The 18,993-nt window shown below is 69.9% G+C and carries 17 protein-coding genes; 11 read left to right on the top strand and 6 right to left on the bottom strand.

Annotated features, from left to right (window positions below; all coding sequences use genetic code 11):
• Positions 1–47 precede the first annotated feature (47 nt).
• Together HSO01S_RS06020 and HSO01S_RS06015 are read right to left on the bottom strand one after the other, a co-directional pair.
• Positions 48–701 (bottom strand): GntR family transcriptional regulator, encoded by a 654-nt coding sequence (locus HSO01S_RS06020; protein WP_066039685.1) that lies wholly within the window; start codon positions 699–701, stop codon positions 48–50.
• Between the two features lie 47 nt (positions 702–748).
• Entirely contained in the window at positions 749–1,273 is a 525-nt protein-coding gene (locus HSO01S_RS06015; protein WP_066039684.1) for a VOC family protein, read from the bottom strand.
• Positions 1,274–1,415: 142 nt separating this feature from the next.
• Here HSO01S_RS06015 and HSO01S_RS06010 point away from each other — a divergent pair, with 142 nt between their 5' ends.
• Both HSO01S_RS06010 and HSO01S_RS06005 read left to right on the top strand, forming a co-directional pair.
• The gene (locus HSO01S_RS06010; protein ID WP_066039683.1) at positions 1,416–3,617 is read left to right on the top strand and encodes an alpha-ketoacid dehydrogenase subunit alpha/beta; all 2,202 of its coding nucleotides are present in this window, start codon (positions 1,416–1,418) and stop codon (positions 3,615–3,617) included.
• Between the two features lies 1 nt (position 3,618).
• Positions 3,619–5,199, top strand: coding sequence for a dihydrolipoamide acetyltransferase family protein (locus HSO01S_RS06005; RefSeq protein WP_066039682.1), 1,581 nt, complete (start codon positions 3,619–3,621; stop codon positions 5,197–5,199).
• A 261-nt stretch (positions 5,200–5,460) separates the two neighbouring features.
• Here the strand turns inward: HSO01S_RS06005 and HSO01S_RS06000 are convergent, their stop codons facing one another.
• Positions 5,461–6,240: a helix-turn-helix domain-containing protein gene (locus HSO01S_RS06000; RefSeq protein WP_084361375.1), complete on the bottom strand. Its 780-nt coding sequence runs from the start codon at positions 6,238–6,240 to the stop codon at positions 5,461–5,463.
• 145 nt (positions 6,241–6,385) lie between these two features.
• Between HSO01S_RS06000 and HSO01S_RS05995 the strand changes: the two genes are divergently transcribed.
• Genes HSO01S_RS05995 through HSO01S_RS05975 form a run of 5 tightly spaced genes read left to right on the top strand, consistent with a single transcriptional unit; the run spans position 6,386 to position 10,785 of the window.
• Positions 6,386–7,174: an SDR family NAD(P)-dependent oxidoreductase gene (locus tag HSO01S_RS05995; RefSeq protein WP_066039681.1), complete on the top strand. Its 789-nt coding sequence runs from the start codon at positions 6,386–6,388 to the stop codon at positions 7,172–7,174.
• Entirely contained in the window at positions 7,171–8,586 is a 1,416-nt protein-coding gene (locus HSO01S_RS05990; RefSeq protein WP_245635909.1) for a M24 family metallopeptidase, read from the top strand. The genes HSO01S_RS05995 and HSO01S_RS05990 overlap by 4 nt, the downstream gene beginning before the upstream one ends.
• On the top strand, positions 8,583–9,461 hold the full coding sequence (locus HSO01S_RS05985; RefSeq protein ID WP_066039680.1) for an NAD(P)-dependent oxidoreductase: 879 nt from the start codon (positions 8,583–8,585) through the stop codon (positions 9,459–9,461). Before HSO01S_RS05990 ends, HSO01S_RS05985 begins: the two co-directional genes overlap by 4 nt.
• The gene (locus HSO01S_RS05980; RefSeq protein WP_066039679.1) at positions 9,458–9,766 is read left to right on the top strand and encodes a Dabb family protein; all 309 of its coding nucleotides are present in this window, start codon (positions 9,458–9,460) and stop codon (positions 9,764–9,766) included. Before HSO01S_RS05985 ends, HSO01S_RS05980 begins: the two co-directional genes overlap by 4 nt.
• Positions 9,763–10,785, top strand: a complete 1,023-nt coding sequence (locus HSO01S_RS05975) for a ketopantoate reductase family protein (protein ID WP_066039678.1) — start codon at positions 9,763–9,765, stop codon at positions 10,783–10,785. The genes HSO01S_RS05980 and HSO01S_RS05975 overlap by 4 nt, the downstream gene beginning before the upstream one ends.
• Here HSO01S_RS05975 and HSO01S_RS05970 read toward each other — a convergent pair.
• Positions 10,774–11,220 carry a VOC family protein gene (locus HSO01S_RS05970; RefSeq protein WP_066039677.1) on the bottom strand — a complete coding sequence of 149 codons (447 nt, stop codon included), beginning with the start codon at positions 11,218–11,220 and terminating at the stop codon, positions 10,774–10,776. The two genes, HSO01S_RS05975 and HSO01S_RS05970, sit on opposite strands and share 12 nt — an antisense overlap.
• Positions 11,221–11,399: 179 nt before the next feature.
• On the opposite strand from HSO01S_RS05970, the gene HSO01S_RS05965 reads away from it, so the two are divergent.
• Together HSO01S_RS05965 and HSO01S_RS05960 are read left to right on the top strand one after the other, a co-directional pair.
• Complete coding sequence (locus HSO01S_RS05965; protein ID WP_066039676.1) at positions 11,400–12,455, top strand: 2,3-butanediol dehydrogenase; 1,056 nt, start codon at positions 11,400–11,402, stop codon at positions 12,453–12,455.
• A gap of 26 nt (positions 12,456–12,481) precedes the next feature.
• A complete protein-coding gene (locus HSO01S_RS05960) occupies positions 12,482–13,468 on the top strand; it encodes a zinc-dependent alcohol dehydrogenase (RefSeq protein ID WP_066039675.1) in 987 nt (328 codons plus the stop codon).
• Positions 13,469–13,529: 61 nt separating this feature from the next.
• Here the strand turns inward: HSO01S_RS05960 and HSO01S_RS05955 are convergent, their stop codons facing one another.
• Positions 13,530–15,416 carry a cell wall-binding repeat-containing protein gene (locus tag HSO01S_RS05955; protein ID WP_066039674.1) on the bottom strand — a complete coding sequence of 629 codons (1,887 nt, stop codon included), beginning with the start codon at positions 15,414–15,416 and terminating at the stop codon, positions 13,530–13,532.
• A gap of 92 nt (positions 15,417–15,508) precedes the next feature.
• Here HSO01S_RS05955 and HSO01S_RS05950 point away from each other — a divergent pair, with 92 nt between their 5' ends.
• The gene (locus HSO01S_RS05950; RefSeq protein WP_066040021.1) at positions 15,509–16,543 is read left to right on the top strand and encodes a PHP domain-containing protein; all 1,035 of its coding nucleotides are present in this window, start codon (positions 15,509–15,511) and stop codon (positions 16,541–16,543) included.
• A gap of 69 nt (positions 16,544–16,612) precedes the next feature.
• On the opposite strand, the gene HSO01S_RS05945 is transcribed toward HSO01S_RS05950, so the two are convergent.
• A complete protein-coding gene (locus HSO01S_RS05945) occupies positions 16,613–17,692 on the bottom strand; it encodes an SDR family oxidoreductase (RefSeq protein ID WP_066040017.1) in 1,080 nt (359 codons plus the stop codon).
• A 201-nt stretch (positions 17,693–17,893) separates the two neighbouring features.
• Here HSO01S_RS05945 and HSO01S_RS05940 point away from each other — a divergent pair, with 201 nt between their 5' ends.
• Entirely contained in the window at positions 17,894–18,907 is a 1,014-nt protein-coding gene (locus HSO01S_RS05940; protein ID WP_066039673.1) for an ABC transporter permease, read from the top strand.
• The last annotated feature ends 86 nt before the right edge of the window (positions 18,908–18,993 follow it).

Raw genomic sequence — 18,993 nt, 5'->3', positions numbered from 1 at the left:
GATTCTCATTCGATTCGAGCGGCTCTCAGGCGCGGGTCACGCTGCGGTCACGCGAAGATCTCCGGATGCCGCTCGAGTTCGAGCCGCGTCCGCCGGATGTGCGTCACGAGCACCCGCTCGGCGTCGTCCGCATCCCTCCGCCGCAGGCAGTCGACGAGCAGGTGGTGCTCCATGTGCGTCACCTCGAGGCCCACGCCCACCAGGTTCGCGTAGGCGCGGCGGTAGTGCTGCGTGGTGTTCCAGAGCCGGTGGATGATCTCCCACAGGTACCCGCCCGGTGTCGCGCCCGAGTAGCTCAGCAGGTGGAACTCGCGGTCGAGCCGCATGAACACGTCGACGTCGGTGTTCCGCTGCATCTCGTCCGCGAGCGCTCCGAGGCGGTCGAGCGCGTCGGCGTCGAGCGCCGGGAGGCTCGACCGCAGCAGGAGCGGCTCGAGCCGCTCGCGGATCGAGTAGGCCTCGGTACACTCCGCGAGCGAGAGCCGCGAGACCCAGGCGCCCGAGTTCGAGACCATGGTGATCAGGCCGTCGGCGTCCAGCATCCTGATCGCCTCGCGCACCGGGATGCGGCTGGCGCCGAAGCGCTCGGCCAGATCCTCCTGGCGGATGCGGGTGCCCGGGGCGAGCGCACCGCCGAGGATCTCGGTGCGCAGCGCATCCGCGATGCGGTGGCTCGCGACGTTCTCGCTGATCGCACTCATGTCGGCGCCAGCCTAGCGGCGGGTCACCCGGCACAGCACCCGGCAGATCATTCGGCCGGGCGGGCCGGGTGCCAGAGCAGCACCGGGGCGTCTTTCTCGTACGCCTTGCCGTCCGGGTAGCTGACCAGCTCGAACTGCATTCCCCACGGGCTCAGGAAGTAGATCCAGCGCTGGCCGGCCGAAGCGTTCCGAGACGCGGTCGGCTCGCCGAGCACGCGGATGCCTGACTCGCGCAGGTAGGCGATCGCCGCATCCAGGTCGTCGACGTAGAACGCGATGTGGTGACCACCCAGGTCGCTGTTGCGCGGCTGCGGCCGCTGGTCGGCGGCGGGCTGGTACTCGAAGACCTCGAAATTCGGACCGTGACCGCAGCGGTAGAAGCGGATCTCGTTGACGACCGAGCGCGGGTCGACGTTGAGGTGCTCCTGCATCCAGTCGTCGTCCTTCTGCATGGCCGGCAGGGAGTAGATGTGCTCGGCCCCGATCACGTCGACGAAGAAGGTGTGCGCCTCCTCCATGTCGGGGACGGTGAAGCCGAGGTGCTCGGCGCCGCGCAGTGTGGGAATGGGCATGTCTTACGCCTCTCTGCGTCAAGGATGTATCCATCGCCGACGATACTCGCCACAATGTCCGAGCAAAAGGGTTGAAATGTATCCATTCACGGGTTAGCGTGCTCGTGTACCTGCATTTCCCACGATCGAAGGAGAAAGTGGAATGCCCCGCGAGAAGCGTCTGCAGCCAGGGTCCGACTGGGTCGAGCTGCGCACCACGTCCGCCGACTGGAAGGCCGCCGATCCGGCGCTCCTGGCCACCATGCTCGGTCAGCTCCACCTCATCCGTGCGTTCGAGGAGACCGTGCTCGACCTGGCCGGCGCCGGCCTCGTGCACGGCCCCGCGCACTCGTCCATCGGGCAGGAGGGCGGGGCGGTCGGATCCATCGTCGGTCTGCGCTCGGCCGACGGGGTCAACGGCTCGCACCGCGGGCACCACCAGTTCCTCGCCAAGGCCCTCGGCCACGTCGCTCCGGAGGGGCTCGACCCCGAGCACCTCGTCAACGACGCCGTGCAGGAGGTGCTGCAGAAGACGCTCGCAGAGATCCTGGGCCTCGCCCAGGGCTACTGCCGTGGTCGCGGCGGCTCCATGCACCTGCAGTGGCACGAGGCCGGTGCGCTCGGCACCAACGCCATCGTCGGCGGCGGTGTGCCGATGGGGGCGGGCAACGCCTGGTCGCAGAAGCACGCCGGCACGACCGACCTCACCGTGAGCTATTTCGGTGACGGCGCCGTGAACATCGGCTCGGTGCTCGAATCGATGAACCTCGCGGCGGCCTGGAACGTGCCGCTGTGCTTCTTCATCGAGAACAACCTCTACGCCGTCTCGACGCACGTCAGCGAGGTGACCGCGGAGCCGCGACTCTCGGCCCGCGCGCTCGGCTTCAACATCCCGGCCTGGCGGGTCGACGGCATGGATCCGCTGGCCGTGCACCTCGCCATGGAGAAGGCCTCCGAGCACATGCGCTCGGGCCGCGGCCCGGCCGTCATCGAGGCCGAGGTGTACCGCTTCTTCCACCAGAACGGCCCGTACCCCGGCAGCGCGTTCGGTTACCGCCCCAAGGACGAGGAGGCGGCCTGGCGCGAGCGCGACCCGCTGACCCGCATGGGCCGCGAGATGAAGGCCCTCGGCCTGATCGACGACGCGGGACTCGAGTCGGTGCGGGCACAGGCTCAGGATGCGGTGCGCCGTGCCTCGGACGCCCTCACCGAGCCCGACCCGGGTGGGAAGCCGGGCGTGCGCCGGATCCGCCCCGACCTGTGGCCGGACCCGAGCTTCGTCGACGTCGGCATCCGCGGCGACCTGAGCGAGCTCGCCGACGCGACCACCCTCGAGCAGGACCAGTACACCGGCGCCACCCGCACCGGCAAGTTCGTCGACGCCGTCGCCGCCGTGATGGATGCGCGGATGGCCGAGGACGACCGGATCGTCGTGCTGGGTGAAGACGTGCACCGCCTGAAGGGCGGCACGAACGGTGCCACCAAGGGCCTGTCCGAGAAGTACGAGGGCCGGGTGCTCGGCACGCCGATCAGCGAGAACGCCTTCGCCGGCCTCGGTGCCGGCATCGCGCTCGACGGCCGCTACCGGCCCGTGGTCGAGTTCATGTACCCGGACTTCATTTGGGTCGCCGCCGACCAGGTCTTCAACCAGATCGGCAAGGCCCGCCACATGTTCGGCGGCGACAACCCGGTGCCGCTGGTGCTGCGGACGAAGGTGGCGATGGGTTCCGGCTACGGATCCCAGCACCTGATGGACCCGGCCGGCATCTTCGCCACGAGCCCCGGCTGGCGGATCATGGCCGCCTCGACGCCCTTCGACTACATCGGGCTGATGAACGCGGCGCTCGCGATCCAGGACCCGGTGCTGATGATCGAGCACGTCGACCTCTATGCCGAGTCCGGCGAGATCCCGGAGGACCTCGACTACCAGATCCCCTTCGGCAAGGCCGCCGTGCGGCGGACCGGCTCGGACGTGACGGTGATCAGCTACCTCTCGATGGTCGGCGAGAGCGCCAAGGCGATCGAGCAGACCGGCATCGACGCCGAGCTGATCGACCTGCGCTTCCTCGACCGCGCCTCGATCGACTGGGACACCATCGGCGAGAGCATCAAGAAGACCAACAGCGTGCTGATCGTGGAGCAGGGCGCCCAGGGCACCTCCTACGGTGCCTGGCTGTCGGACGAGATCCAGCGCCGCTACTTCGACTGGCTCGACCAGCCGGTGCAGCGGGTGACGGGTTCCGAGGCGTCGCCGAGCATCTCGAAGGTGCTCGAGCGGGCCGCCATCGCACGGAGCGAGGAGGTCGTCCTCGGCCTCGAACGCGTGCGCGCCGGATTCGGCGCCGCAGCCGGGAAGGAGAGCTGAGATGGCGATCATCATCAGGATGCCCAGTGTCCTCGCTGGTTCGGAGGAGGCCGCGATCGCGTCGTGGCTCGTCGAGCCCGGCCAGTCGATCGCCGTGGGGGATCCCCTGGCCGAGATCGAGACCGAGAAGGCCGTCGTGGAGTACAACTCCGAGGATGCCGGGATCGTCGGGCGCGTGCTGCTCGAGCCCGGTGAGTCGGGCGAGATCGGTGCGCCGATTGCCGTGCTGATCGCCGAGGGCGAGGGCGACGCCGAGATCGACGCGTTGCTCGGCGGCGGTGGTGGTGGGGCCGGTGCGGCGGATGCTGCGGCCGGCTCTGCGACGGATGCTGCGGCCGGCTCTGCCTCGGATGCGGCGCCCGCGACGGGACCGTCGGGCGCCACGCCGACGCCCGAGCCCGGTGCGGACGGCACCGCGCCCGCGATCCCCGAGGGCGACGAGGCCGAGCGCGACCCCGACGGAGCGACTCCGGTCGTCGAGGCGGCGTCGCAGGTGGAGGCCGAGAAGGCCGCCGTGCCCGAGGTGCCTGGGTCGGCTACGGCCGGTACGACTGGTGCGACGGGTGGCAGTGATTCCGCAGCGTCTGCTGCCGCGCCTGCATCCGCGTCGGTGTCAGCGTCGACCGAGGCCGGCTCGCGCCTGTTCGTCAGCCCGATCGCGCGCAAGCTCGCGAAGGAGAAGGGGATCGATCCCGCCTCCATCTCCGGCACCGGGCCGGACGGGCGGATCGTGCGCCGTGACATCGAGAACGCGGCTCCCGCGGCTCAGGTGACTCCGACCGCCGCGCCCGCTACCGAGGCGGCAACGCCCGCAGCGAGCACGCCGGCACCGACCGGTTCGGCACCGAGCGCTCCGGCCCAGCCGGCCGCCCCGGCACCGGCATCCGCCTCCGACGCGTCCGCCGAGTGGCACCTCGTGCCCCACACCGGCATGCGCAAGGCGATCGCCCGTCGGCTCACCGAGAGCAAGGCGACCGTTCCGCACTTCTACCTCACGACCGAGTGCCGGGTCGACGACCTGATCGCCCTGCGCAAGCAGGTCAACGAGACCTCGGGCGTGCGGGTCTCGATCAACGACTTCGTGGTCAAGGCGGTGGCTGCGGCCTTCGCCGAGGTGCCCGAGGCCAACGTCACCTGGAGCGACGAAGGCATGCGGGTGCACCGCGCCGTCGACATCGCGGTCGCCGTGGCGACCGAAGGCGGCCTGGTGACTCCGGTCGTGCGAGGTGTCGACACCAAGAGCCTCAGCGCGGTCAGTGCGTCGATCGCCGAACTCGTGGGCCGGGCCAAGGAGAAGAAGCTCAAGCAGCACGAACTCGAGGGCGGCAGCTTCTCGGTCTCGAACCTCGGGATGTACGGAACGCTGGAGTTCTCGGCGATCCTCAACCCGCCGCAGTCCGGCATCCTCGCCGTGGGGGCCGCGACGCAGCAGGCGGTCGTGGTCGACGGCGAGATCCGCGTCGCGACGGTCATGCGCTGCACGCTCTCGGTCGACCACCGTGCAGTGGACGGGGCCCTGGCGGCGCGGTGGCTGGCGGCGTTCACGTCGCGGATCGAGAACCCGCTGAGCATTCTGCTTTAGTGCCGCGCCGGTCCCCGCCCGGCGCGGGCGACATGCGAGGTGCTTGTTGCCGCGCCGGTCCCTGCCCGGCACGGGCGACATGTGAGGCCGCCGTCGCTGACGCGGCGACGGTCTCACCCTGGGTCGTCGAGTAGGGCCTGTTGCGTTGCATTGGGGGGCGGTGCGTGCACGAACGGGCTGCTGAGGAGCGTTATGTGTGCGTATTGCACGCGTGGAGCTTCTCAGCAGCCCGTTCGGACGGCAGGGTGCGGGAGCGGGACGTCAGGCCAGGCGGTCCATGGCCTGGAGGACGTCGACCGCCGAGCTGAGATTGCCCGTGGCGCGCTCCGGCTGGCCCGAGTCGGGCATCTCGTTCGAGAACTCGCGGCGGCCCACCACGAACCACAGCCCCTTCGCCGGGACCGTACCCTCGTTGACGTACATGTGCGGCCGCACCGAGTCGAAGCTCAGCGAGTCGCCGGGCCGCAGGGTGAAGGTGTCGAAGTCGAGGCGCACGGTGAGTTCGCCCGAGAGCAGGTAGGCGTACTCGACGCCGCTGTGCCGCATCATCCGGCCCTCGATCGAGCTCGAGGCCCCGGGGTCGTAGGTGACGAGCAGCGGATCCACCGATCCGTCGCGGCTCGCAGCCAGGCGCTCCCAGCGCACCCCGTTCTCCATCTCGAGCACGGGGTTCTCGTCGCTGCGCTGCACCGGCACACCGACCGGCCACTGCTCGGCCGCGGGGAGCGACCGCGCCGCGCGCCCGTTCTCGGCGCTCTGCGCCGCGGCGGCGGGGGCCGCCGAGCCGTGCGCGCTGCCGGCCATCAGGTCGTCGAACGAGATGCCGAGGTGGTTGACGAGAGCGTAGAGCGTGCTCACCGACGGCTGCGTCTTCCCCGTCTCGACCTGGGAGATGAGGCTGGCCGAGACACCGAGTGAGGTGGCCACGCTCCTGAGGCTGATGCCCTTCGCGATGCGCGCAGCGCGCAGGCGGGGCCCGATGTCATCGGTGATGGTCCATCTCCTTGCGTCTAGTCCACCCCGGCACCCTCTGTTCAGCATCCCTGAGGGCGGACGTCTTGTGCAGCAAGAGTATACGAACGGCCCTGATCCGTCTCTCTAATTTTGTAGGGTCATCCCGGCGGAGTGTGTTGCTATGCTGAACACACTGGCAAGCAACACTGAACATGCCGAAAGGGACGAATCAATGGCGAATCGTATGAAGGACAAAGTGGTCGTCGTCACCGGCGCCGCCAGCGGGATGGGCCTGGGCATCGCGAACGCCCTCGCCGGGGAAGGTGCGGCGATCGTGATCGCCGACCTGAACGAAGAGGCGGCCACCGCGGCGGCCGAGAAGCTGCAGGGTTCGGGCCAGCGGGCGATCGGTGTGCGCGCCAACGTGTCGGTGCGCGACGACGTGCGGGCCGTGGTCGAGCGCGCGGTGCAGGAGTTCGGCCGCATCGACGTGTGGTTCAACAACGCCGGCTTCAACGTGCCGATGCAGTTCCTCGACGTGACCGAGGACAACTGGCGCTCCATCATGGAGGTCAACGCGCTCGGCGTGCTGATCGGCACCCAGGAGGCGGCCAAGCAGTTCATCGCCCAGGGCGGCGGCGGCAAGATCATCAACACCACCTCCATGGCCGGCCGCGAGGGCTTCCCCGCGTTCGCCCCGTACTCCGCGGCCAAGTCGGCCGTCATCTCACTCACGCAGTCCGCCGCCAAGGCGCTCGCCGAGCACGACGTCACGGTCAACGCGTTCGCACCCGGAGTCGTGCAGACACCGCTCTGGGTCAAGCTCGACGCCGACCTGGTCGACATCGGCGAGGTGGAGAAGGGCACGTCCGCCATGGACGAGTTCGCGAGCGGCATCATCCGCGGCCGCACGGCCAAGGTCGACGACATCGTCGGCACCGCGTTGTACCTGGCCTCGTCCGACTCGGACTACCTCACGGCCCAGGTGATCATGATCGATGGAGGGATGGTCCTCGTATGACCACGCAATCCGGCCCGAGCGCCACCATGGCGACAGCCACCCGGGGCACGAACGCGGTCGACTGGGAGCAGCGCGTCGACTTCGACCGTCTCCGCAGCGAGCGGCTCGCGCGCCTCAAGGCCGAGCTCGACCGCTCGGACGTCGGGGCCCTGCTCGCGTTCGACTTCTCGAACATCCGCTACATGACCTCGACCCACATCGGCACCTGGGCGATGGACAAGCTGATCCGGTTCAGCCTGCTGACCCGCAACAGCGACCCGATCATGTGGGACTTCGGTTCGGCCGCCAAGCACCACGCGCTGTTCAACCCGTGGCTCGACACCACGACCGCCGAGGCCGACGCCGACCCGCACGCGCCGCACCACGGAGCCGTGCGCCCGCGCCTGGAGGGCGGCTCCCGCGCCGGCATCTCGACCCTCCGCGGCGCCTTCAGCCCCGACGCCGAGATCGCCGACCGCGTCGCCGAGAAGATCAAGCGCGAGCTCGAGAAGTTCGGCGTCGCCAACGAGCCCCTCGGCGTCGACGTGATCGAGCTGCCGGTGCTGTTCGCGCTGCAGAAGCTCGGCATCCAGGTCGTCGACGGCCAGCAGGTGTTCATGGAGGCCCGCCGCATCAAGACCCTCGACGAGATCTCCCTGCTCACGCAGGCGGCCTCGATGGTGGACGCGGCCTACGAAGACCTCTATGAATTCCTCAAGCCCGGCGTCAAGGAGAACGAGTGCGTGGGCCTGGTCTCCAAGAAGCTCTACGACCTCGGCTCCGAGTACGTCGAGGGCGTCAACGCGATCTCCGGTGAGCGCTGCTCGCCGCATCCGCACGTCTTCTCCGACCGGTTGATCCGGCCGGGCGACCCCGCGTTCTTCGACATCCTGCACAGCTTCAACGGCTACCGCACCTGCTACTACCGCACCTTCGCGGTCGGCTCGGCGAGCTCGGCCCAGAACGACGCCTACAAGCGGGCGCGCGAGTACATGGACCGCGCGATCGCGCTGGTGCGCCCCGGCGCGACCACCGCCGACATCGTCAAGGTCTGGCCGACCGCCCAGGAGTTCGGGTTCCCCGACGAGGAGGCCGCCTTCGCCCTGCAGTACGGGCACGGCGTCGGCCTGTCGATCTGGGAGAAGCCGATCTTCTCGCGCCTGGTCTCGCTCGACCACCCCGAAGAGCTCAAGGAGGGCATGGTCTTCGCCCTCGAGACCTACTGGCCCTCGGCCGACGGCATCGGGGCCGCCCGCATCGAGGAGGAGGTCATCGTGACCGCCGACGGCTGCCAGGTGATCACGAAGTTCCCCGCCGAAGACCTGCTGGTCGCCGGCAAGCGGTACTTCACGGTCGGCGGCACGCTGCCGACGCTGCGGGATGCGCAGTCGCACCTGAACACGGCCGCCGGGCGAGGCGAGCCCGGCGCATGAGCACCATCGGCTTCGTCGGTCTCGGCTCGATGGGGGCCGCGATGGCCGGCCACCTGCTGGAGACCGGCCACGACCTGACGGTCTGGAACCGGTCGACGGATGCGGTGGATGCGCTGGTCGCCCAGGGCGCCACCCGTGCCGGGTCGGTCGCCGAGGCGCTCGAGACCGGCACGGTCTTCTCGATGCTCTCGAACGAGTCGGTCGTCTTCGACGTCTTCGACGAGGAGACCCTGGCGTCGGCTCCGGAGGGTGCCGTGCACGTGAACATGGCGACCATCGGGGCCTCGGCCGCGACCCGGCTCGCCGAGCGGCACGCCGCCGCGGGCGTCGGCTACGTCGCCGCGCCGGTGCTCGGCCGCCCGCCCGTGGCCGCATCCGGATCGCTCAGCGTGCTCGCCGCCGGCGACCCGGCGCTCGTCGACCGGGTGCGCCCTGTGCTCGAGACGATCGGCCGCCGGGTCTGGGACTTCGGCGCCGACCCCTCGACCGCCAACGTCGTGAAGATCGGGATGAACTACCTCATCATCCACGCGCTGCAGGCGCTCGCCGAGTCGGTCACCCTGCTCGAGACGCGCGGCATCGACACCGGCATGTTCGTCGAGCTGCTCGGCGACAGCCTCTTCCCGGGGCCGGTCTACACCGGCTACGGCAACCTGATCGCGACGAGCACGTACTCGCCGGCGCTGTTCACGACCGAGCTGGGCTTCAAGGACCTGATGCTCGCGCTCGACGCAGCCCGTGCATCCGGGGTCGCCATGCCCTCGGAGAGCGTGCTGCGCGGGGTGTTCGAGTCGGCGCTCGCCGAGGGGCAGGGCGACCTCGACTGGGCCTCGATCGCCGAGGTCACCCGGCGCAAGGTGGTGGAGCCGTCATGATCCGGCACATCGTCGCCTTCGACCTCAAGGCCTCCGACCCGGTGCAGATCGCCGAGGACGTGGGCGAGATGAAGGCCGTGCTCGAGCCGCTCGTCGCCCTCGACGTGGTGGTGTCGCTCACGGTGCAGGCCGACCTCGGGCGGGTCGACGGGCACTGGCCCGTGGTGCTCGTCTCCGAGCACGAGACGGTCGCCGACCTGGAGGCCTACCAGGTGCATCCGGATCACCAGGCCGCCGCCGCGGAGGCCGGGCGGTACGTGGCCAACCGGGCCGTGGTCGACTACGAGTACGACCCGGCGTCATGAGGATCGCGGTTCTCGGCGCCGGGGCGAACGGCGCCGCGATCGGTGCCGACCTCACGCGGGCCGGGCTCGACGTCACACTGATCGAGCAGTGGCCCGAGCACGTCTCGGCGATGCGCGAGCGCGGCGTCGAGGTGCGCACGACCGCGGGCAGCACGGTCACGCCGGTCGAGGTCATCCACCTCAGCCAGGTGGCCGAGCAGCGGAAGCCGTTCGATCTCGTGCTCATGCTCATGAAGGCCTACGACTCGGTCTGGGCGGCGCACCTCGTGCGGCCGCTGCTCAAACCCGATGGCCTGCTGGTCGGTGTGCAGAACGGCATGACGCTGGATGCGATCGGCTCGGTCGTCGGCGTCGAGCGCACGCTCGGCTGCGTGATCGAGATCTCGTCGACGATGTTCGAGCCGGGGATCGTCGAACGGCATTCGGATGCGAGCCGCAGCTGGTTCGCGATCGGTGGCACGACGCCGGGGACGGCGGCGCGGGCTCCCGAGGTGGCCGAGGTGCTGGCGCTGAGCGGGCGGGTCGACGTGGTGGAGGACATCCGCTCGGCGAAGTGGATGAAGCTCGTGAGCAACGCCACGACACTCGTGACGACCGCGTCGCTCGGGCTGTCGATGGCCGAGGCCGAGGCGACGCCAGGGATGCGCGAGCTCATGCTCGCCTCGGGCCAGGAGGCGCTCGACACGGCGCTCGCCGACGGAGCCACCGTCGTGCCGATCTTCGGCCTGACCGAGGAGGACGTGCGACACCCCGACCAGGTCGTCGACACGCTGCTGGACACGCTCTACGGCGGGTTCATCCTGCCGCACACGACGACGACCGTTCTGCAGGACTGGACGAAGGGCCGGCGGAGCGAGGTCGAAGAGTTGAACGGCCACGTCGTGCGCACGGCTGAGGCGCAGGGCCGCACGGCCCCGGTGAACGCCGCCGTCGTCGCTCTGGCGCGTGAGATCGAGGCCGGCACGGTCACACCCGGCCTGCACAACCTCCCCCGCCTCCGCGCCGCGCTACCTGGGTGACTGCCAGACCTCGAGCTGGATGCCGTCGGGGTCGCGGAAGTAGGCCCACTTCGAGCCCGCCAGTGCGCCCTCGGTGATCTCGATCGGGCCGCTGCTGAACACCGCGCCCTTCTCGGTGAGTTCGGCGACGGCCGCGTCGATGTCCGAGACCTCGAAGCAGACGTGCGAGGCCCCGACGTCACAGTTGCGACGGTCGAAGTCCTCGCCCACCGGTTCCTGGTACTCGAGGAATTCGATGCGGGTCGAGCCGATGCGGATCATCGAGAACGTCAGGTGCGCATCCGGCACCTGCACCCCCTGCTCGAGCTCGGGCCCCGCGCCGGTGTTCACCGGGCCGGGTGTCAGGCCGAACATGCGGGAGTACCACTCCCGCGAGACCTCGAGATCGCGCACCGTGATGCCGACGTGGTGGATGCCTTCGAGAACGAACGTCATCGTCTGCTCCTCTTCCTGGTTCCTGCTTCTTCGCGGATCGTGGTCGTGTTCTGCGAACTGTGGATAGCTCTACTGAACAGAGTGGCGGATGGTGGGGCCCGAACGCCAGGGAATGTGCCAAGACGCGTCAAGATGTGTACAGTGAGAATGAACTTAGGAACCGTGCAAAGGAGCAAGGGATGAGAGCAGCCGTCTTCCACGCCGCCCACGACATCAGGGTCGAAGAGGTGCCGGAGCCTGCGGGCCCGGCGGCCGGCGAGGTGCTGCTGCGGCCGTTCTGGTGCGGCGTCTGCGGCACCGACCTGCACGAGTACGCGATGGGCCCGATCGTCATCCCGGCCGCCCCGCATCCGCTCACCGGGGCGACCGCCCCGCAGATCCTCGGCCACGAATTCTCGGCCGAGGTGCTCGAGGTCGGCGCCGGCGTCACGAACGTGAAGGCCGGCGACCGTGTCTCGGTGATGCCGCTGCTCTCCTGCGGTGTCTGCTACTTCTGCCGCCGCGGCCTCAACCACCTCTGCCAGCGCATGGGCTGCATCGGCCTCAGCTACTCCTCGGGCGGCATCGCCGAGCTGGCCGTCGTGCCCGCGACGCACGTGTTCGTGCTGCCGGATGCGATGACCGACCTTCAGGGCGCCCTCGTCGAGCCGGGGGCCGTCGCGGCGTACGGCGTCGACACCGCGCACGTGCGCCCCGGCGACACCGTGCTGATCACGGGTGCCGGCCCGATCGGCGCCCTGGCCGCCCTCTACTCCGCGTCGCTCGGCGCGAACGTCTTCATCTCCGAGGTCAACCCGTTCCGGGCCGAGCTCGCGGCCGCGCTCGACGTGGGAGAAGTGCTCGACCCGACCAAGATCGACGTGCCCGCGTACCTCAAGGACGCGACCGAGGGCGTCGGCGTGGATGCCGTCGTCGAGTGCTCGGGCAACGAGCGCGCGCTGCAGGCCGCGATCGCCTCGGTGCGCTCGGCCGGCCGCATCTCGCAGACCGGCCTGCACACCAAGGCCGCATCGATCGACCCGATGGTGCTCTCCGAGCACGACATCACCCTGGCCGGCACCTGGTGCTACCCCGTCACCGACTGGCCCCGCATCATCGACCTGATCGCCCGCGGGCGCTACCCGGTCGAGAAGGTCGTCACCGCCCAAGTGCCGATGGCGGATGTGGTGGCCGGGTTCGAGACACTGCTCTCGCCGAGCGGCGACCAGGTCAAAGTCCTCATCCAGGCCCGCTGACAGAAACCAGACAGGAGACTCGCGCCATGAAGGCACTGCAGTTCGTCGAAGAGGATTCCGCGCAGGTGCGGAGCCTCGACGTCCCCGAGATCGCCCCCGACGAGGTGCTGATCGCCTCCCGCCGGGTGGGGGTCTGCCACTCCGACATCGAGCTGCTCGAGGGCCGCTACATCATCCCCTTCGAGTACCCCGTGATCCCCGGCCACGAGTGGTCGGGCGAGGTCGCCGCGATCGGCTCGGCCGTGACCGAGTTCGCGGTCGGCGACCGGGTGGTCGGCGAGTGCGTGATCGGCGACGACCACTTCGGCTTCTCGATCTCGGGCGCCGCCGCCGAGTACTTCGTGGCGAAGCCCGCGTGGCTGCACCGCCTGCCCGACGAGCTCGACTGGGCCGCCGGCGCACTCGTCGAGCCGTTCAGCGTCGCCTACTACGCGCTGCTGCGGGTCGGCAACGTCGACGGCAGCGACGTGCTGGTCGTGCTCGGAGCCGGCCCGATCGGCCTCGCCGTCACCGCCGCGGCCGCGGCCATGGGGGCGACGACGATCGTGGTCGAGCCCTCGGAGGAGCGCCGCGCGATCGCGGTGCAGCTGGGAGCGGCCGAGGCCGTGCATCCGGATGCCGTGCAGGAGACCCTCGACCGCCTCTCCGGCGGGCGCGGCGCCGACGTCGTGGTCGAGGCCAGCGGCCGCCCCGAGGTCATGGCGACCGCGCTCGAGCTCGCGGCCTTCCGCGGTCGCATCGCGTACATCGGCATCGACGTGGGCCGTTCGGCGACCGCGCAGCTGGGCCTCATCCAGTCGAAGGAGCTGAGCATCTCGGGTTCGATCGGCTCGCCCGGCGTGTGGCCGCAGACCCTCCGCTTCCTCGCCTCGACCGGCATCGACCTGTCGCCGCTGATCACCCACGTCTTCGGTGTCGACGAGGCGACGGATGCGGTCGCCACGGCCGCCGCCCAGCGCGGAGTCATCAAGGCCCAGATCGAGCTCACGGCCCCCGCCCCCCTCGCCTCCTGAGTGGAAGATTCGGAGGCTCCGGGACGCTCCCGGTCAGGGGCGTCCCGGAGCCTCCACCTATTCAGCTGCAGGCCGTGAGCTGTGCGGCCGCCGGGGAAATGGTGGCGGGGCCGCCGAGCACCGTGACCTCGTGCGTTCCCCATCCGGCGATCGCGCCGAGCTCTGCTGCCGGCACGCAGCTCGGCTGGGAGAGCAGCAGTGGTGCGCCGTCCATGCCGGCGAGCACTCCGCCGGCCAGGGCGTCGGGGAAGTTCGCGCCCGAGGCGAGGTAGGCGCGGGGCGCCGTCGCGAAGTAGTGCGCGTTCACGGCCGCGGAGGCCGCGTACCGGTCGACGCCGCCGAGCCGCAGCGTGGCACCCGGATGCAGGGACTCCAGCTGTGTCTGGATCCCGGGGGAGACGCTTGCCGGCCCTCCGACGATCGTGACGTGGTCGACTCCGAGCTGATCGAGCGTATCGAGAGTCGGCTGGTCGAGGCTGGCGGCGGTTCCCTGCACGAGGATGACGGGAGCATCGACGGATGCTGCCGCCGAGACCGCGGAGAGCGCATCCGGGTAGGTGGCGCCGGTCGCGATGAAGGCGGTGCGGGCGCCCTCCGGGAAGCTCTCCTCAGCGAGGGTGCGGGACGCGTCGTAGCGGTCGGTGCCCGCAATGCGGGTCACCTCACCGGGCCGAAGCGATTCGAGGTGCTCCTGCCACGCGGACGACACGGAGTTCTCGCCGCCCACGATGACGATGCGGGTCGCTGCGAGCCGGAAGATCTCATGGTCGATGGAGTCGTCCGCCGTCGGCGGCACGAGCAGAAGCGAGCCGCCCGCGACCGCGGCGACCGGTGCTGCGCTGAGAGCGTCCGGGAAGTTCTGCCCGGACGCGACGAAGACCGTGTTGCCGTCTTCGGGTGCGTACGAGAACGTCTTGTGCTCGGCGACAGAGATCGCGATGGCCCCCTGGTAGCGGTCCGCTCCCGAGATGCGCGTCGAGGCGACGCCGCTCGACGAGGTGGGGAAGGCCACCGTGGCGAGCATCGTGACCTCGATCTCAGGGGTGGCGGGCCCGGACGCGGGCTGCGACGTCGGCTGAGAGAGGAGGTGGAGATTGGCGAATCCGTTCGCGCCGAAGTACGACGTCGTCCAGTCGGCCAGCGAGAATCCTTCGGTCAATGAGGTGTGGTCGGCGGAGGGCACGTTCGACAGCGGCAGCCCCGAATAGACGGGACCGGTCGGGTCCCAGAAGCCGCCCTGGGTGCGCTCCTCTGTAGCTGACGTGAGGAGGCCGCTGGAAGTGCTGCTCCACGTGGCCCCGCCTTCCAGCGTGAACGTCATGGTGTCGGAGGGCGTGAGCCACGACGTGAGCTCCGGGAGGCGGTAGCTATTGCGGTAGGTGAAGGAGGTCGCCTGGGCCCGGGAAAGCACGATCGACTGCGTGTCGTCGCCGTCGGCCGCGACGAGTTTGAGATCGCCGCTCATGGTGAATGTCTCGCGCGGGCCTGACCCGAGCGGTTGGGGGTCGGTGTTGTAGAGCTGGAAGCGCAGGACTGTCGACCCGTCGACCGGAAGCCCGGCGAAGGCGCCAGGCGCCACCGGGATGGTCACCGACTTGGACGTGGGGTCGAATTCGACGTCGCCCCAGTCGTTCACGGTGCTGCCGCCGTTTAGCGAGTAGCGCAGCTCATGCGAGGAGAAGTTCGCGGTTTCATCGGGAAGGCGGAAGGTGATCGAGGTGGTGGACGCCGGAACGCCAGGAGCGGTCCAGCCCGGGCCATCGAAGATTCCGGTGAGAAGGAGCTCGTCCGGCGTGCTGGGCAGGCTGAAAGCATGATCCACAGAAGTGGGAGTGGCCGCTGCGGCGACTCCGCCGCTCGCGAGGACGGCGCCGACCGCGACGGCGACCCCGGCGATGAGGAGAGGTCGTCGCGTCCGTCGCGACTCGCTCGAGGGAATCAGGTGCATGAAGGGCCTTCCGCTCTACAGGTGATGATGGCTTGAGCGTAGTGGTCGCGGATGCCGCCCCGGGGTCGCGCGCCGCGGGGTAGGTTGTGGGCATGGAGCCGCTGGATGCGCTGAACGAGGTGGCGTTCCGGCTCGAGCACGAGCGGGCGCCGGGGTTCAAGGTGAAGGCGTTCCGGCGTGCGGCCGGGATCGTCGAGACGTGGAGCGCCGAGGAGCTCGCCGCGCGACTGGCCGACGGCCGGCTCAAGTCGACCAAGGGGATCGGCGACCGCACCTTCGAGATCATCGCGCAGGCCGCCGAGGGCCGGGTGCCCGACTACCTCGCCGACCTGCGTGCCCGCGCGGGGGAGGAGCTCGACCCGGTCGGCGCCGAGCTCCGGGCTCTTCTCCGTGGCGACCTGCACGCACACAGCGACTGGTCCGACGGCACCACCGACATCCGGAGCATGGCCGACGCCGCGATCGCGCTCGGCCACGAGTACCAGGCGCTGACCGACCACTCGCCGAACCTGAAGATCGCCCACGGCCTCACCGCCGACCGCCTCGAGCAGCAGCTCGGCATCGTGGCGGCGCTGAACGAGGCGCTGGGCGGCGGCGACGCTTCCGGCTTCCGCCTGCTCTCGGGCATCGAGGTCGACATCCTCGAAGACGGCGGGCTCGACCAGCAGCCCGGCCTCCTCGACCGCCTCGACGTGGTCGTCGCGAGCGTGCACTCGAAGCTCCGCAGCGACCGTAGCACGATGACCAGGCGGATGCTCGCCGCCGTCGACGACCCCCACACCGACGTGCTCGGCCACGTCACCGGCCGGCTGGTCGAGGGCTCACGGGGAACCCGGCCGCAGAGCGAGTTCGACGCCGCCGCGGTCTTCGCCGCGTGCGCCGCCAACCAGGTCGCGGTCGAGATCAACTCCCGCCCCGAGCGGCAGGATCCGCCCGACGACCTGATCCGGGTCGCTCTGGATGCGGGATGCCTGTTCAGCATCGACTCGGACGCCCACGCGCCCGGCCACCTGGCCTTCCTCGACCTGGGTGCGGCGCGGGCCGCGGCCGCCGGGGTGCCGGCCGATCGCATCGTCACGACCTGGCCCCTCGACCGCCTCCTCGCCTGGACCGCCCGCAACCGCTGACCGGCAATCGCTGACCCGCAACCGCTGACCCGCGACAGCCCGCCCGCGGTCGGGCGGGTGGGACCCGGTCTAGGGGATGATGCGGGCGGCGCGGTAGCGGTCGACCTTGTCGAAGAAGCTCAGCGGCGTCGACCGGAAGCCGAGGAAGCCCGCCTCGCGGCTCTTGTTCATGCTCGTGAAGCACTCCAGGTTGCGCCCGAGGTCGCCGTCGGTGTGCCACCAGCTCGCGAGCCGGTTCACATCACTCTCGACCAGACCGTTCTCGGCGGCGATCGCCGCCCACTCCGCGGCCGCGTGGTCCATCCGGCCCTCCAGCGGCGCGGGCTCGCCCTCGAAGCCGATCCACTCGACACCGAAGTGCGCCGCGATCTTCGGCCAGAGCGAGCGCCAGCGGAAGACGTCGCCGTTCGCGATGTTGAAGGCCTGGTCGCGGCCGGCCGGGTCGGTGGCGGCCCAGAGCAGCTGCTCGGCGAGCAGGTCGGAGTCGGTGACGTCGGTCACGCCGTTCCACTGCGTCTCCGAGCCCGGGAAGCGGAACGGCTCGCCCGTGCGCGCGCAGAGGGTGGCGTAGACCGAGAGGGTCAGCGCCATGTTCATCGCGTTGCCGACTGCGAAGCCGAAGACCGTGTGCGCGCGGTGCACGCTCCAGGTGAAGCCGTGGCGCTCGGCGGCCGCGAAGAGCTCGTCCTCCTGCGCGTAGTAGAAGTTGGGGCTGTCCAGCCGCGCCTCGTCCTCGCTGAACGGGGTGTCGGCCATCACGCCGGTGGCGTAGTTGTCGAACGGGCCGAGGTAGTGCTTGAGGCCGGTGAGCAGGGCGACGTGCTCGAGCGACCCGCCCGCGGCGGCCGCGGCGATGCTGTTGCGCACGATCGCGCTGTTCACCTCGATGTTCTGAGCCTCGCTGGGTTGGCGCATCCAGGCCGTGATGAACACCAGGTTCGGCCGCACCTCGGCCAGCGCCGTGGCGAGGCCGTCGGCGTCGAGCAGGTCGGCCGCGATCGGGTTCACCCCCGCCACCGGGGTGGCGAGCGAGCGGGAGACCCCGTAGGTCTCGAAGCCCGCGTCGAGGAGCTGCCGGCAGAGGGCCTGACCGGCGATCCCCGTCGATCCCACCACGAGGGCGCGGCGCCCGGATCCGTCTGTTGACATCATCGTCCCTTTCGTCGAGCTGTTCAGAGCAAATGTACACTTTTGCTTTACAATCCGTTGCGCGTTTCCGCCACATCCGCGCAGAACGGGCGTTTTGATCGAATAGTTACCCAAAGCTGTTGTGAACACCCGGCCGCTGCTGTAAAGCTATACTCAACGACGGGGTCGAGGACGACGCCCGGATCGATCACTGGAGAGAGCATGAGCGCAACGGAGCGGACGACGACCGGATTGACGAGTTCCCGGTTCACGATCTCCCGTGGACTGGTCACCGTCGGCATCGCCGTGGTGGCCCTGTTCATCCTCTCCGCGGTCTTCGCGCCGTCCAGCGTCTCCCAAGGCGCCGTGCTCGGGATGCTCCCCTTCTTCGCCGTGCTGACCTGCGTCGGTCTCGGCCAGATGCTGGTCGTGCAGCAGGGTGGCATCGACCTGTCGATCCCCGGCGCGGTGTCGCTGTCGATCGTGGTCGTCAGCCGCATACCGAACGGCGACAGCAACCTGCTGCTGCCGGCCGTCGCCCTGGCCTTCGGGCTCGCGGCGCTCGCCGGCATCCTGAACGGTGCCCTGATCGGCTGGCTCAAGCTCAACGCGATCATCGCGACCCTCGGCACGAACGCCCTGCTGTTCGCCGTCGTGCTCGGCATCTCTGGCGGCAGCCCCACCACGACGACCCGCCTGCTCCGCGACATCGCCGGGGGCCTGAGCTTCGGCATCCCGAACTCGGTCTTCTTCGCCCTCGCCGCCTTCGTGCTGGTCACCGTGCTGGTGAAGAAGACGGTCGCAGGCCGCCGCTTCGAGGCCGTCGGAGCCAACCCGGTCGCCGCCCGCGCCACCGGCCTCCGGGTGCGCACCCACCAGGCCACGGCCTACGTCTGGGCGCAGCTGCTCTACTGCCTGGCCGGCATCCTGCTGGCGGGCATCACGGCCCAGCCGACGGCCTTCCAGGGCAACACCTACCTGATCCCGGCCGTGGCCGTGGTCGTGCTCGGCGGCACGTCGCTCCTCGGCGGCCGCGGCTTCCCGCTCGCCACCGTGGTGGCGGCCCTGTTCCTCAGCCAGCTCGACCAGTTCGTGCTCGCTGCGGGCGTGCCCTTCGCGGTGCGCTCCATCATCCAGGCGGCGGCCCTCGCGGTCGGCGTCGGCCTCTACACGATCAACTGGGCCGGGATCCGCGCCCGGCTGGCGGGGCGGCGGCGCGTCAGCGCGGTCACCTGACCCATCCATCACTGAACACCGAGAACACCCGAACACCGAGAACACCCGAGAACCAACCCGAACGCCGACGACGCCGTCGGCACCAA

The organism is Herbiconiux solani NBRC 106740 (genome assembly GCF_001571005.1).
Lineage (GTDB): Bacteria > Actinomycetota > Actinomycetes > Actinomycetales > Microbacteriaceae > Herbiconiux > Herbiconiux solani.
Note: the sequence above shows the minus strand (reverse complement) of the source record. Positions and strands in the feature narration are given on the sequence as shown.

Bases quoted from the DNA above. Each gene is read 5' to 3' on its own strand.
- HSO01S_RS05990 (WP_245635909.1), top strand. From the start codon at position 7,171: ATGACCACGCAATCCGGCCCGAGCGCCACCATGGCGACAGCCACCCGG.
- HSO01S_RS06010 (WP_066039683.1), top strand. From the start codon at position 1,416: ATGCCCCGCGAGAAGCGTCTGCAGCCAGGGTCCGACTGGGTCGAGCTG.
- HSO01S_RS05965 (WP_066039676.1), top strand. From the start codon at position 11,400: ATGAGAGCAGCCGTCTTCCACGCCGCCCACGACATCAGGGTCGAAGAG.
- HSO01S_RS05955 (WP_066039674.1), bottom strand. From the start codon at position 15,416: ATGCACCTGATTCCCTCGAGCGAGTCGCGACGGACGCGACGACCTCTC.
- HSO01S_RS05970 (WP_066039677.1), bottom strand. From the start codon at position 11,220: ATGACGTTCGTTCTCGAAGGCATCCACCACGTCGGCATCACGGTGCGC.
- HSO01S_RS06015 (WP_066039684.1), bottom strand. From the start codon at position 1,273: ATGCCCATTCCCACACTGCGCGGCGCCGAGCACCTCGGCTTCACCGTC.
- HSO01S_RS06020 (WP_066039685.1), bottom strand. From the start codon at position 701: ATGAGTGCGATCAGCGAGAACGTCGCGAGCCACCGCATCGCGGATGCG.
- HSO01S_RS05950 (WP_066040021.1), top strand. From the start codon at position 15,509: ATGGAGCCGCTGGATGCGCTGAACGAGGTGGCGTTCCGGCTCGAGCAC.
- HSO01S_RS05980 (WP_066039679.1), top strand. From the start codon at position 9,458: ATGATCCGGCACATCGTCGCCTTCGACCTCAAGGCCTCCGACCCGGTG.
- HSO01S_RS05945 (WP_066040017.1), bottom strand. From the start codon at position 17,692: ATGTCAACAGACGGATCCGGGCGCCGCGCCCTCGTGGTGGGATCGACG.
- HSO01S_RS05975 (WP_066039678.1), top strand. From the start codon at position 9,763: ATGAGGATCGCGGTTCTCGGCGCCGGGGCGAACGGCGCCGCGATCGGT.
- HSO01S_RS05995 (WP_066039681.1), top strand. From the start codon at position 6,386: ATGGCGAATCGTATGAAGGACAAAGTGGTCGTCGTCACCGGCGCCGCC.
- HSO01S_RS05940 (WP_066039673.1), top strand. From the start codon at position 17,894: ATGAGCGCAACGGAGCGGACGACGACCGGATTGACGAGTTCCCGGTTC.
- HSO01S_RS05985 (WP_066039680.1), top strand. From the start codon at position 8,583: ATGAGCACCATCGGCTTCGTCGGTCTCGGCTCGATGGGGGCCGCGATG.
- HSO01S_RS06005 (WP_066039682.1), top strand. From the start codon at position 3,619: ATGGCGATCATCATCAGGATGCCCAGTGTCCTCGCTGGTTCGGAGGAG.
- HSO01S_RS06000 (WP_084361375.1), bottom strand. From the start codon at position 6,240: ATGCTGAACAGAGGGTGCCGGGGTGGACTAGACGCAAGGAGATGGACC.
- HSO01S_RS05960 (WP_066039675.1), top strand. From the start codon at position 12,482: ATGAAGGCACTGCAGTTCGTCGAAGAGGATTCCGCGCAGGTGCGGAGC.